The sequence below is a fragment of the Sulfobacillus thermosulfidooxidans DSM 9293 genome, assembly GCF_900176145.1.
Lineage (GTDB): Bacteria > Bacillota > Sulfobacillia > Sulfobacillales > Sulfobacillaceae > Sulfobacillus > Sulfobacillus thermosulfidooxidans.
The window spans coordinates 386,858-399,932 of sequence record NZ_FWWY01000001.1 but is presented as its reverse complement, the minus strand read 5'-3'; the positions used below and the strand labels follow the sequence as shown (position 1 = coordinate 399,932).

Sequence of the window (13,075 nt, the reverse complement as noted above, 5' to 3'; positions counted from 1 at the left end):
ACCGGAACCGGAAAGGAAGGATTTGACAGAAATTATGGAGTCACGTCGCCGCAAGTCGCGGAAACATCGAAAGATCTGGCCGTATCTGGTCGGTATCGGGGTGCTAGGTGTGGCAGCCTCTGCGATTGTGTACGGGATGTTTATCGAACATCCAACGCATGCTTTAGCTACGGCTCATGTTTCTTCAAAAAATGCCCATTATACCGCGTATCCATTTACACACCGGGTGACGTTTTTGTTGCTTGGAAGTTCTTTGGAAACCGCAAATCACCATGATATTACCGCCAAGGATGCGCGCAATCGCACGGACACCATGATTCTTGTCTCAATAAATCCGGCCACCAAACAGGTGGGGGTTTTATCCATTCCTCGGGATTCTCGCGTTGAAGTTCCTCCTGTCGGGAAGACCAAGATTGCCGAAGCCAGTTTTTTTGGTGGGGTTCGTGAAACGGTGGCGGTCGTTGAAAACACGTTTCATGTTCCGGTGGACTATTATGCGTATTTAAATTTGTTCCAGTTTGCCAAAATCATCAATGACATGGGAGGGTTGACCGTTGATGTTCCCCAAAATGAAGTCTATCAGCCAGGCGGACCTCTTGGCATAGACCTCAAAAAAGGCGTCCATCATTTAAACGGGCAGCAAGTTCTCGAGTTTGTTCGTTTTCGAAATACGAGTCAGGGCGATATAGGCCGGATTCAGCAACAACAACAAGTGTTGCGGGACATGGCAGCACAACTTCTACAACCCCAGGAAATTCCTCGGTGGCCTCGTTTGGCGCATGATTTGATTTCGGCACTCAGTTATACCAATTTATCGACAGGGCAATTATTGTCGTTGGGACTATTTGCTAAAAGCATTTCACTGTCTTCTGTGCGGTATGCCACGATTCCTGGTTATGCGACCACGCATGTTGACCCTTACATGCATATTCCTTTGAGTTATTGGCATTGGAGCCGGCACCTCACACCTCTTCTGATTCAAAATGTTTTGCTGGGGGACAATCTGACCCCTCAACAAAAACATTCCGTGGTGTTCCAAGTCGAAAGCGGAACGAAGAGTTTAAGACCGGCAGAACAATTGGCACAGAAGCTTCAACAACAAGGATATACCGTGTTGCCAGTAGGATGGGCTAATCATCACAACCATCACCGAACTGTGCTAATAAATACCACAGGGGACCGGTATTTAGGTAACCAAATTGCTAGCATGCTGGGACCCAATCAACAAGAATTTACAGCCTATCACACCACCCCGTGGGACTTTAAAATTGTGGTGGGATCGGATTATTCCCCGCCCAAGGGCTTGTAGGGGACTGGGATAACCTCTAGACTGAATCTGGGATGGGCTAAAGCTTCGTTCTGGCCTTCGTGTTGACTCAGGTGATCGGGGAAAGACCCAAATGAGTCAAAAGGTACCGGGAGATATCCAACTGGGTAATGCTGATTTTTTCTTGATCTTCAAAGGTTTGAGGCCGTGAGGGATGAAAACCCTGAAGAGGCGCGTGAGCGCAGGCGAAAGGAGAGAAGGAGCCAAATCCTTGTCATGGCCCAAAGAAACGGTCATGACAAGGAGATTGGTGAAGAACTTGGGATACTTTGAAGAAATGCAGCGGTTGCGCCGTCAATTACTCGATCAATACTGGCCCAAAATCGAACCGGTGGTGACCCGGTTGTTGGAAAAGCAACGAACCCCTTTAACCCAAGTTCAAATTGAGGCGGTTAGTGCATTGATTGCCGAGACGTTCCATTTAGCTAAAGTGGACCGCATTTATCTAGATATGTTGATTAAACGACTGGAAGCGCGTGTGTTAGGTTATGGGCCGGCATCGGAAAGTCCAGAGGACACCGGACGATATATCACCATCAGCGATTGTGAGTTCATGACCCCCTTGCAATTCTGCCGGGTAATTCGGCATTTATTTGCGAAATTTGGCTATCAAGGAGCGTGTGAGGGAGAGACATGGCTCGAACTGCACCATTTTTCTGGCGGTTCTCAGCGAATTTTGGCGTATTTAGAGGTCAAAAATCGTATTGTTCATGAAGCCGACATCACTCAATTACTATCGCTGAAAAAGCAAAAAGCTATGGAGCGTGCCCTCTTTATCACGGTCGGAAGCTATGACAGCGAAAGCTGGGATCTGGCAACACAACAGGGTATCGAACTGTGGGATGGACACCAACTTGCAGCTTTACTAGACCGAGTGCGGTTGCCGGCCGGGGCGATGTTGGATTAACGCCCCGGAACGTCCTGGCGGGATTTTTGATTGATTAACCGTTGCGCTTCGATCGCGAACTCCATGGGAAGATGGGATAAAAAGCTTTGAGCAATCTCAAGGGGCCGCCCATTTTGATGAGCATCGGTAAGATTCCACGGTTGCACGACAAAATCATTGCCGGTGATTTCTGCACTTGGCTCTGCGATAATGCTCGGATTAGATAAAGTCACTTGGGCACGTCCGGATTTTAATGCCAAAAGATCACGCTGGATGACAGCCCCTTGGGCATGCGGTAAGACATCTTGTGTTCCGGTTATCTGCAAATTGCCCGTGGCTACCCCATGCACGGTGAGAAGGGACGATGAGTGGGGAGCGTCATGGATAATCCGGGGAACATATGAGATCTGTTGGGAGGAAGAGCTGTACAAGTAACTGACCAGATCACAACGCGCCTGTTCGCCTGTTAAAATAACTTCTGTCCATTCACGTGTGTCCTGTCCTCCGAAATGTCCTTCCACCCAAGTTACGTGCGCCTCTTTAGCACAATGTGTGCGCTTTTTTACCCACGTATTCACGTGACTATCCCAGTTTTTGATAGCCGTGTACTTGAGTGATGCAGCTTCTGATAAGATCACTTCCGTCAGCACAATGTGATGCAGCGCGTAATCTAATGAGGGGCGTCCCTCAACAAATTCGGCGCTGGCTCCAGTCCCTAAAATAATTAATTGGCGTTCAATTTGCCCAGGATTGGAGAAGGCACGAAAATAGCTTAACGGGACTTGACAATGGACATGATCCGGAATATAAACCACCATGCCCCCGGTGAAAAACGCGGAGTTAAGAGCCGATAACGGGCTGTCCTGAATAGTAATGAGAGATCCGAGATATTGCTGGATCATGTCCGGATGTTTTTGTAACACGTCATAGAAATCCCCATAAATGATGCCTGAGTCGGACAACGTTTGGCTAAGGCGTTGATAGACCAGGTCTGCTTCGTCAGAATGTTGATAATACGCGGCAATTTCTTGACGGCTCGGCGGCATGGCAAAGGGTATAGGTGCCATTGAAGGCCAAAATGGGGCCACAGCATCCGAGGTTAATCGTTCCCACGCCTTCAAGCGGAAATTTCTCAGCCAGGGTGGCTCTTGCCTCTTTTCACTCATCGTTATAATCATATCTGGCGTGATCTGTTCAAACGGCGGCCATAGTTCCATTTTTGTGTAAATTCCTTCTTCCTAACTTGATATGATCATTCCTCGTAACTGTGTGCAAAAGTTTTGTAGCGATTAACAATATCCCGGTCTGTGCCTTCTTACTCGATTTCCATGACGTTTTCTTAGCACTCGACCTCTTGTGTTGTTCTCTATGAAAAGTATACCATTCACTTAAACAGTTCCTTGACGCCGTGGATTTTGCCCGATGCCGTTTTCAAGGGAATGTCAAGAGGATGACTCAGGGCATCTCGGTGAATCAAAGATGGCCGATTTGTTATGAAGCTTATGTCATTGTTGACTAAGACGGTAATCTGTTTTTTGACTTTTTTCGATTGAGGCGAATGGTCAGTGGCCAAAAAAACCATTGCATGTCGCATATTGGATAAAGCTGGGATTACATATTCCTTACATGAATATGTATGGTCTGAGGATGCAATCGACGCCCTATCCGTTGCCAAAAAATTAGATATTGCGCCCCATTTTATATTTAAAACGCTGGTATTGCGGGGCAATCACACCGGAGTATTAGTGGCTTTGGTGCCAGGAGATGAACAAATTGATTTGAAAAAGCTGGCACGCATTAGTGGCAATAAGCATGTTGAGCTCGTGGTGACCAAAGACCTCCCGGTGTTAACCGGCTACATTCGGGGAGGCGTTTCTCCTTTGGGCATGAAAAAATCTTATCCGTGTTATCTTGACGATTCGGCTATGGTCTTGGACTTTATAAGCATCAGCGCTGGGCAAAGAGGGCTGCAGATTTTTGTGGATCCTCACGCCTTAATTCGGCTGTTATCCGCTCAAGTCACCTCTTTAACGTTGCGTGAAGAATCTTGAAGAAAAATCCCTTACACCGACATATCAGCAAATGGTCAAGAGATCAAAGCGACACGTGAAGCAATGTGGGATAAGGGAGTTAGTCTGTGTGATGAACACGGCTCCTTGGGGAATCACGGCCGTCCCTCAGATTAACGAGTGTTTCAGACGATCGAGATCTCAAACGAAAAAGGCAGGTCGGCACCCTGTAGAGGATGTTAGCCTGCCATCTTTCTTAGCAAAGAGGTCTTCTCTTAATAGCCATAACCGGAACCGGACGATGAAGATGATGAGGATGGATACGAATAGGACGAGGACGACGGGGAATTAGACATCATTGACGGCGAATGTGAGCTCATCTGGGATCCTGTTTGACCGAGATGCGGTGTAGCGACAAACCAGGCGCCAAATAACCCTTCTCCATGAGTTTGTAAAGGTCCCGTATCGCCAGAGTAGCGGTAAAGCAAGTGCCCATTATATTCCACCTGAGGACCATTAGGATCGTGAAGTATCGAAAAATGACTTTTAATGGACGCGGGAGCAGAAATTCCGTTTTTAGCCAATAAGGGAGGCCAAATCAGCGCACAGCTCCCCGTGCATGCAGAATGAGAAGCGGTGTCTTTGGTGAAATAGTAAAGGGTATCCCCTTTGGCATTGGTTAGAACGGGCTCATTATGCCCCTTAACCATGGCTGTTTTGATATCGACCACGGTTTGTGCGGTAGGATGTCCTGAAGAGCCTTGGGCCTGACTTTGGCCACACCCTGCGATAATCAAACTTAGTACTCCACTGGCGGTCACCACAGATAACCATTTATGTCTCACCACTTATTCCCCCTTATGTGACGTTTTCGGATCTTAAGACGCTATGGTTGTTACATCGAGATGTCGTTTCCATTTTGGATGGACCAAATCATGTCTTGAACTTCGGATGCAAATCACATCAATCACCTAATCACTAAAGTTTACGTTTTGTCGTACAGAGATGGATGCACGAAATGAGAAGTGATAGGGAAAGACAAAACCCGTATTCCACAACATCAAATTGGAAGATATGTAAGACCAGTTACGGTACCAACAAGGCGATTTGCTCATAAATTATGTAAGGTGTTAAGGATTATTTGCCAGTTATGTGAGAAATATTTGTTGAAACCGTGTCAGATATATTGATTTTTTCGGTTTCGTTGTGTAACATTACCATAGTCCGATATTCATACGTGCAGATGCATAATTTTTCAGCAATATTGGTTAACGTTTTTTTGAGAGGAGTAAGCCAATGTACATTCCATCCCCTTCCTATTTGAACACAGGCGATAACTCTTGGCAGCTCACGGCCGCGACGTTTGTCGGGTTGATGAGTGTGCCAGGTTTAGCAATTTTATATGGTGGTATTGTCAAGAAAAAATGGGCTGTCAATTCCGCTTTTATGGTTCTTTACGCTTTTTCCATTGTGTTAGTTTCGTGGGTGTTGTTTGGATATAGTATGGGTTTTGGAACTCCTCTTAAACTGGGGCCGGGCATTTTAGGAGCTATGGTCGGAGTACCCCATCCAATTTTGGGGAGTTTGTATGAACAAGGTCAAGCGTCTGTACCGCTAGTATCCGGTGCTATGCCGCCGTTTCAGTTCCCCGGATCGACGTTAGTATACTTCCAGTTTGTGTTTGCAGCCATTACTCCCGCAATTTTAGCTGGCGGCGTCTTGGGACGTATGAATTTCAAAGCATGGATGCTCTTTGTTCCGGTTTGGTCAACCTTGGTGTACAGCGTGAACGCCTTTATGTTGTGGGGCGGTGGCTGGCTTTCACAATTAGGGGCGGTGGACTACAGTGGAGGTTACGTGATTCACGTGGCCGCTGGTATTTCCGGTTTCGTGGCCGCAGCCGTTGTGGGACCTCGCTTAATGCAAGATCGCAAAAATTTCAATCCGAATAACCTCTTAGTCGCGTTAGCAGGTGCCGGAATTCTATGGTTAGGATGGAACGGTTTCAATGGTGGAGACCCCTACTTTGCTAACGCGGATGCAGCGGCAGCTGTCTTAAACACCAACTTAGCCGCAGGTGTGGCCTTGGTAACGTGGATGATTATGGACATGTGGGCGACATCAAAACCCTCGTTAGTGGGAGCTATTAATGGTATGGTTTGTGGCTTGGTGGCCATTACCCCAGCCGCTGGGTATGTCAATGGGTACGGGGCACTGGCCATCGGGGTGGCGGCCGGATTTGTGCCGTGGCTTAGCATGAACAAGTTAGGCCAAACCAAACTATTCCGGAAAGTGGACGACACGCTAGGCGTTTTCCACACGCACGCTGTGGCTGGAGCCCTCGGCGGAATCCTCACGGGAGTCTTTGCGGACCCCAATATGTTTGAATATTTATCGAAGAAAGTGGGTCAAGGTGTTTCGGTTACCGGTTTGATTTACGGCAATCCCCACCAAGTGCTTGTGCAAATCGAAGCGTTGCTGGTGATTGTAGTGTATGACGGCTTAATGACATGGGGGATTTTGAAAGTCATTGGCTTGATTGTTCCCTTGCGGGTGGCTGACAAACAATTGGCCGAAGGCGACATGGCGATTCATGGGGAAGTGTCCCAGGAACCCGAAGAAGAATCTGTACTGGCCGGTGAACCCCAAGTCGCAGAAACGTATTAATTCCAGTTTATCACGTAAGCTCGAGCGCGCCTCTTCCCATGAAGAGAGCGCGCTTCATTATGCTATAATAGCTTGAACATGCCAGAAGGAGGAACAACAGGGGTGAGTCACGCGAGCCGATTTATTGATGCCTGTTGGGGAAAACCTCATGATGCCATTCCCGTCTGGTTTATGCGTCAAGCCGGTCGCTATCAGGCTGGATACCGTCAATTGCGTGAGCAATATTCGTTTTTAGAAATGGCTCATTCGGAAGACGTTATTACCGAAGTCACCTGCCGGCCGGTCGAAGAATTAGGCGTCGACGCCGCGATATTATTTTCGGATATCATGATTCCCTTGGGACCGATGGGAATTGATTTTGATATCCAAGAACATAAAGGGCCTGTGATTGCGCAGCCGATTCGTTCTGCAAAAGATTTAGCCCGGTTACACCCGCTACGACCTGAAGAGGATCTCCCCGAAGTTTTTTCGAGTATCGAACGCATTTGTGCACGCATTGATCCGATTCCCCTCATCGGCTTTGCAGGAGCACCCTTTACCTTAGCGAGTTACATTATTGAGGGCGGTCCCTCTAAGCAATATGAAAATACAAAAAAAATGATGTGGGAACAACCGGCATTGTGGCACGATCTCATGATGCGATTAGCTGAAGGCATTGTCGAACATTTAAGTGCCCAAATTCGCCACGGTGTCCAGGCCGTGCAAATCTTTGACAGCTGGATTGGGACGCTGAGCGTAAACGACTATGCAACTTTTGTGCTGCCGGTCATGCAGTATATTTTTGCGCAATTAGAGAAGTTCCAGGTGCCCACTATTTATTTTGGAACCGGTACAGCAGCGCTATTGCCCTTAATGAAACAAGCGGGAGCCAGTGTGTTGGGGATTGATTGGCGCGTGCCCTTATCCCAAGTTCGTAGGCAATTAGGAAAGGACATTACCCTCCAAGGCAATTTAGATCCGGTTGCTCTGTTATCCTCGTGGGAGGTTATCGCCGATCAGGCCACTCATATTTTGACAATGATGGCTCATGATTCTCGGTATATTTTTAATTTAGGACATGGTGTTCCGCCAGCCGCTAATGCTGACGATCTTAAGCGCTTAGTCCAACTCGTACATGAATATCCTTATCAAGCAAATGAACTATGAAGCGTCCTTATCATTTGACATGTCATGGCAAGGAGATGATGCGGGGTGATGGGTGTCTTGGTGATGGCGTACGGGTCAGCTCAGGATCCAGATGACTTACTGCGCTATTACACACATATTCGTCATGGGCGTGCGCCAAGTCCCGAGCAGTTAGAAAATTTGCGGATGCGCTATGAAGCCATTGGCGGATTTTCGCCGCTTACAGCCATTACTCAAAAGCAGGCGGCAGGGCTCCAAGAGGCATTAAATGTAATGGCAGGAGAGTCATTTCAGGTATTTCTCGGTTTAAAACATTCACCGCCATTTATCGACGAGGCCATCTTGGACATGGCGCGTGCGGGTATCGAACGCTTTGTCGCCCTAGTGTTGGCCCCGCATTATTCGACTATGAGTGTTGGGGAATATTTTGACGAGATTAGAGAGTCACTGGCCCGCCATAATCTGTCTTTGCCCTGGCGAGGCATTTCATCGTGGTATCAAAATTGCCGCTTTATCGATCTCGTTGCGCACCGTGTTCTCAAAGCACGGGAGAAATTTTCGCCCGACGAGCAAGCTGATTTGGTGACGATCTTTACGGCACATAGCTTACCGCAGACAATCTACCAAAAGGGCGATCCGTATCCGACAGAACTGCGACAAAGCGGGGAATTGGTTGCTGAAGCGTGCGGTATCACGCGTTACCGCTACGCATGGCAAAGTGCCGGCAGAACTAAGGAACCGTGGATGGGACCTGACATTGTCGATACGGTTCGCCAGTTGGCCAGTGAAGGTTACTACCACGTCTTAATCTGTCCGATAGGATTTGTCTCAGATCATCTCGAAGTACTCTATGATTTGGATATTGAGTGCCAACAAGTCGCTCAAGACCTCGGAGTACATATGGAAAGAACCGCGTCATTTAATGATGACCCGAAGTTTCTGGAGATGTTGGCACATCTCGTTATGGAGACGTCTCAATTGGAGTGAGGAAGGCATGATGCGTGTTGCATTGGTAGGCGGGGGATTAACGGGACTTTCTGCGGCATATTATCTAGAGCAGTATTACCCGAATGTGACAATGGATTTATTCGAAGCCGGAGATCAGTTGGGCGGATGGGTGCGTACCGATACCGACCATGATATTGTGTTGGAGAAAGGGCCAGATTCCTTCCTAGCGACAAAGCCAGATCTTGTGGAATTGTGTGAAAAGGTCGGATTAGGGCCGCATTTAATTGGGACCAATCCGCGCGTTCGCGGTGCTTATGTATTTTGGCGAGATCGATATTATCCCATTCCCGACGGCATTCAAACGGGTGTGCCGACTAAAGCCAAACCGGTGTTAACGAGTCCCTTGCTTTCGTTAACGGGAAAAATAGCGTTAGCCAAAGATTTTATTATGAGCAAAGGGCCAACCACGGACCAATCGCTTGGCCATTTCCTTCGGCGACGTTTTGGCAATCAAATCGTAGACCGGCTCGCAGCACCGATGTTGTCGGGAATATTTGCTGGGGATATTGACCAGATGAGTTTAAAGGCCACGTTTCCTCATCTGTTAGCTGCGGAACAACAAGCGCGTTCTGTTTATTTGGGATCAAAGCGGCGCATTCCACCAGCTCCCAACGAATTTGTGCAACGCTATCATAGTGCTTTTTTGACGGTTGACCGGGGGCTGGAGCAAATCATTCATAGTCTGGCCGCGGCGCTTTCACGCACTCAGGTGCTGTTATCGGAACCTGTCGAGCGCATTGAACCGGCATCCCATCAGAAGTGGTCGGTTATTTCCGCCAAGCGCCAGGGTGAATATGATGCGGTCATCATGACGATTCCGGCTTATGCCAGTGCGCAAATCCTAGCCTTTTTACCCCATGAAGCCCAAACGATTTTGCAAAATATTCCGTATGCGAATCTCGCTGTGATTGGGGCAGCTTATGATCCCGCCGATATTCCCGTGAAAACGGATAAGACGGGGTTTTTGGTGCCTAAACAAGCTGACTTGCGCATGACGGCGGTAACCTGGGTGTCTTCAAAGTGGCATTATCCGCACGTGGCACCCCTATTTGTGTTGCGGGCCTTTTATGGACGGTCCACAGAAAATATTTTGGAGTATGATGACGACACATTAACGCAGCTGTTTTATCGTGAAATTGAGCGCACTATGCACATTCAACACCCTCCTAAATATTTGCGGGTATTTCGTATTCCTAAGGGCATGCCGCAATATGTGGTGGGGCATCTTGAGCGAATTGCTGAGCTGCATCAGTATCTTGCCTCCTTCCCAGGACTCTTTGTGCTGGGAGCTTTCGAAGGGGGAGTAGGGATGCCGGACCGGGTAAAACAAGCGAAAGACATGGCGCAAACCTTTGGCCAACAAATGGGATTGTCTACCGCGGAGTATGAGACATCATCATAATCGCGACTTTCCTGGTCCTGAGGATAGTCTGTCGTCAACAATTTTTTAAAGCCCCTTGACATTTCGTTGTGATTCAGGCCATCATGAATGCAAGCCATTCCTGTCTTCACCGAAAGCATAAAGGGACTTCTGTAGAAAAAGCATGGAACGGCTGAAACCAAAAATATCATCAAATGATCGCTAGGGGTGTCCTTAAAGGGACTGAGAACGGCATAAGCCGTACCCTTCGAACCTGATATGGTTAGCACCATCGTAGGGAAGCGAGTGTTGTCCGCTCGCATGCGGATTTTTTTATTTGGGGCGGGTATGAGATGGTAATTGGCGTAATCGATGTACCGCGGTTTCCTCATAGTGCGTGGTCCATATTGCCCAGTTTGCAAGGCATTCTTGATGGTCTCATTGTGCGCGATAAAGAAGGGCTCGCTCCTTCCGTAAAGAGCACGGCCTTAAAAATCCGCGAAATGGCTCCGGGTCTTCCGCTGTGGATTAATTCCTACGTTTCGGTGGCGCTTTCTTTACCAGCCGATGGGTTGGCACTGCCTGCAAATTCTGCCCCGGCCGCATCATTGCGCTCCATTTGGCATAAGCCCATTATGGCGTCTGTGCATACCCTTGACGAGTTAGCTTATCACCAAGGAGCGGACTATTATCTGTGGGGTCACGCTTTTGTCTCCACATCCAAACCGGGTTTGGCTCCCCGGTCCTGGTCGGATCTGCGCCAAATTATCCATCAAGCCAGTGCCCCTGTTCTCGTTATTGGGGGCATTAACCAAGACAATGTTCAAGCATTCCAAGGAATAGGAATTTATGGTGTCTGCTTGTCTGATGGCTTGTGGTATGAGGCCAATCCGATTGCCGCGTGTGAAAAGATTAAAAGCCATTTACGATCTTCGTACCCGAACTCACCAGGAGGTACACCATGCGACTGATTATCAATGGAGAACCGCGTGACTTGCCAAATGTTCGAACCGTCAAAGAGATGTTAGATGTCTTAGGAGTGGATCATCAAACCGTCGCCGTGATGGTCAATGGCGAAATTATTGGCCGTACGGATTTCGACCAGGCCCAGGTGCAAGAGAGTCATACCGTGGAAATTGTACGATTTGTCGGAGGGGGTTAAGACATGGGGAATGTTTTGCAAATTGGGGAATATACTTTTAGATCCCGTTTGATTGTCGGAACGGGAAAATATCAAACTTTTGACCTGATGCGCGATGCGATTGTCGCATCGGGAACCGAACTCGTTACCGTAGCACTGCGGCGGGTGAATTTAGACAATCCCAGCGAACCGTCCTTACTCGATTTTATTCCTAAGAACGTACGGATTTTACCGAATACGGCTGGCTGTTACACGGCGAAAGAGGCCATTGCCGTAGCGCATTTGGCGAAAGCCGCGGGCATTGGCACCCTAGTTAAATTGGAGATTATTGGCGATCAAGAGTTATTATGGCCTGATCCGATTGAAACCTTGGAAGCGACCAAAGTGTTAGTGCAAGAGGGTTTTACGGTGATGGTTTATACCACCCCGGATCCGGTTTTGGCCAAATATCTCGATAAAGCGGGAGCCCATGCCATCATGCCCTTGGGTTCGCCGATTGGATCGGGTCAAGGTGTCTTGGATGTCGAGGCCGTACGCCGATTCAAACAGCGGGTGTCAGTGCCTGTCATCGTTGATGCCGGCATTGGTAGTCCGCAAGATGCCTGTCTTGCCATGGAAAACGGAGCCGATGCGGTTCTGATTAATACAGCAATAGCCCAAGCAGGGGACCCCGTGATGATGGCCCAAGCGATGAAATGGGCTGTAGAGGCGGGCCGTTTAGGTTTTGAAGCAGGACGGATGCCCAAAAGACAAGACGCGGTCGCGTCTTCTCCCACAACGGGTATGATTGCTGCAGGTCAATAACATCATGGTGATAACGGATAAAGACCGTGTCAGGCGACTCGTATCGTTGCCAGATGCCAAGCCTTCTTGGGCTAAACGGCTCAAGGAAAGCCGTGTGGCTATTGTTGGCATGGGAGGATTGGGTAACGCCTCAGCTTTATACCTGGCGGCGCAAGGCGTAGGCCACCTAACGCTTTATGATCCTGACCGGGTGAGTGCCCACAATCTAGGACGGCAAATCTTGTTTCGGCCAACCGATATTGGCCGGCTCAAAGTCCAGGCTGCTCGCGAACACTTGCAAGAGGTCGCACCGAACGCGTCGTTTCACATCGAACCGGTTGCCCTGAATGACGACAATGCGGAGCAGCTGTTACAAGGGCATGACGTCATTGTTGACGGTCTCGACAACTGGATTACGAGAACGGTGTTGAACCGTTTTAGTGTGCGTTCTCATGTACCCGTCGTGTTCGCCGGGGCCATTGGCTATGAAGCCCAAGTGTATGTCGTCAATGGCGGTAAACCCTGTTTGCAGTGCCTTTTTGGGGATAGTTCCTATGCTGATCAAGATTGTGCGGTCACGGGAGTTTTGGGACCCGTGGTGGGCATGGCTGGCACCGTTCAAGCGCAAGAAGTATTAAAAATCTTGTTACATACCGGAGATATCTTACAAGGCCGAATTTGGACCTATGATGCGTACCGGGCTCAATCACGCGTTGTCCGATTTTCGGCCCGCAAGGAGTGTGCCGTGTGTGGTGGGGAAGGGGAATGA

Annotated in this window: 13 protein-coding genes and 1 riboswitch; of the genes, 11 read left to right on the top strand and 2 right to left on the bottom strand. The window is 48.6% G+C overall.

Features of this window, described 5'->3' with window-relative positions; translation table 11 throughout:
- The first annotated feature begins 34 nt into the window (after window positions 1–34).
- Complete coding sequence (locus B8987_RS02140) at window positions 35–1,309, top strand: LCP family protein (protein ID WP_020376299.1); 1,275 nt, start codon at window positions 35–37, stop codon at window positions 1,307–1,309.
- 229 nt (window positions 1,310–1,538) lie between these two features.
- Window positions 1,539–2,234: a restriction endonuclease gene (locus tag B8987_RS02135; RefSeq protein WP_020376298.1), complete on the top strand. Its 696-nt coding sequence runs from the start codon at window positions 1,539–1,541 to the stop codon at window positions 2,232–2,234.
- On the opposite strand, the gene B8987_RS02130 is transcribed toward B8987_RS02135, so the two are convergent.
- The gene (locus B8987_RS02130) at window positions 2,231–3,430 is read right to left on the bottom strand and encodes a SufD family Fe-S cluster assembly protein (RefSeq protein WP_020376297.1); all 1,200 of its coding nucleotides are present in this window, start codon (window positions 3,428–3,430) and stop codon (window positions 2,231–2,233) included. The genes B8987_RS02135 and B8987_RS02130 overlap by 4 nt on opposite strands.
- Before the next feature lie 348 nt (window positions 3,431–3,778).
- Here B8987_RS02130 and ybaK point away from each other — a divergent pair, with 348 nt between their 5' ends.
- Window positions 3,779–4,264: a Cys-tRNA(Pro) deacylase gene (ybaK, locus tag B8987_RS02120; RefSeq protein WP_020376295.1), complete on the top strand. Its 486-nt coding sequence runs from the start codon at window positions 3,779–3,781 to the stop codon at window positions 4,262–4,264.
- A gap of 233 nt (window positions 4,265–4,497) precedes the next feature.
- On the opposite strand, the gene B8987_RS02115 is transcribed toward ybaK, so the two are convergent.
- Window positions 4,498–5,067 (bottom strand): COG4315 family predicted lipoprotein, encoded by a 570-nt coding sequence (locus B8987_RS02115; RefSeq protein ID WP_020376294.1) that lies wholly within the window; start codon window positions 5,065–5,067, stop codon window positions 4,498–4,500.
- A 451-nt stretch (window positions 5,068–5,518) separates the two neighbouring features.
- Here B8987_RS02115 and B8987_RS02110 point away from each other — a divergent pair, with 451 nt between their 5' ends.
- From B8987_RS02110 to B8987_RS02080, 8 genes are all read left to right on the top strand, one after another.
- Window positions 5,519–6,889, top strand: a complete 1,371-nt coding sequence (locus tag B8987_RS02110) for an ammonium transporter (RefSeq protein WP_020376293.1) — start codon at window positions 5,519–5,521, stop codon at window positions 6,887–6,889.
- A 102-nt stretch (window positions 6,890–6,991) separates the two neighbouring features.
- Window positions 6,992–8,035, top strand: coding sequence for a uroporphyrinogen decarboxylase (gene hemE, locus B8987_RS02105; protein ID WP_020376292.1), 1,044 nt, complete (start codon window positions 6,992–6,994; stop codon window positions 8,033–8,035).
- A gap of 48 nt (window positions 8,036–8,083) precedes the next feature.
- Complete coding sequence (hemH, locus tag B8987_RS02100; RefSeq protein WP_040767971.1) at window positions 8,084–9,001, top strand: ferrochelatase; 918 nt, start codon at window positions 8,084–8,086, stop codon at window positions 8,999–9,001.
- 7 nt (window positions 9,002–9,008) lie between these two features.
- Window positions 9,009–10,424 (top strand): protoporphyrinogen oxidase, encoded by a 1,416-nt coding sequence (gene hemG, locus B8987_RS02095; protein ID WP_157782427.1) that lies wholly within the window; start codon window positions 9,009–9,011, stop codon window positions 10,422–10,424.
- A gap of 172 nt (window positions 10,425–10,596) precedes the next feature.
- A riboswitch (TPP riboswitch) is annotated at window positions 10,597–10,700 on the top strand.
- Window positions 10,701–10,735: 35 nt separating this feature from the next.
- Window positions 10,736–11,353 (top strand): thiamine phosphate synthase, encoded by a 618-nt coding sequence (locus B8987_RS02090; RefSeq protein ID WP_020376289.1) that lies wholly within the window; start codon window positions 10,736–10,738, stop codon window positions 11,351–11,353.
- The gene (thiS, locus tag B8987_RS19835) at window positions 11,344–11,544 is read left to right on the top strand and encodes a sulfur carrier protein ThiS (protein WP_020376288.1); all 201 of its coding nucleotides are present in this window, start codon (window positions 11,344–11,346) and stop codon (window positions 11,542–11,544) included. The genes B8987_RS02090 and thiS overlap by 10 nt, the downstream gene beginning before the upstream one ends.
- Before the next feature lie 3 nt (window positions 11,545–11,547).
- Window positions 11,548–12,327, top strand: a complete 780-nt coding sequence (locus B8987_RS02085) for a thiazole synthase (RefSeq protein WP_020376287.1) — start codon at window positions 11,548–11,550, stop codon at window positions 12,325–12,327.
- Window positions 12,328–12,331: 4 nt separating this feature from the next.
- Window positions 12,332–13,075, top strand: a complete 744-nt coding sequence (locus B8987_RS02080; protein ID WP_040767898.1) for a HesA/MoeB/ThiF family protein — start codon at window positions 12,332–12,334, stop codon at window positions 13,073–13,075.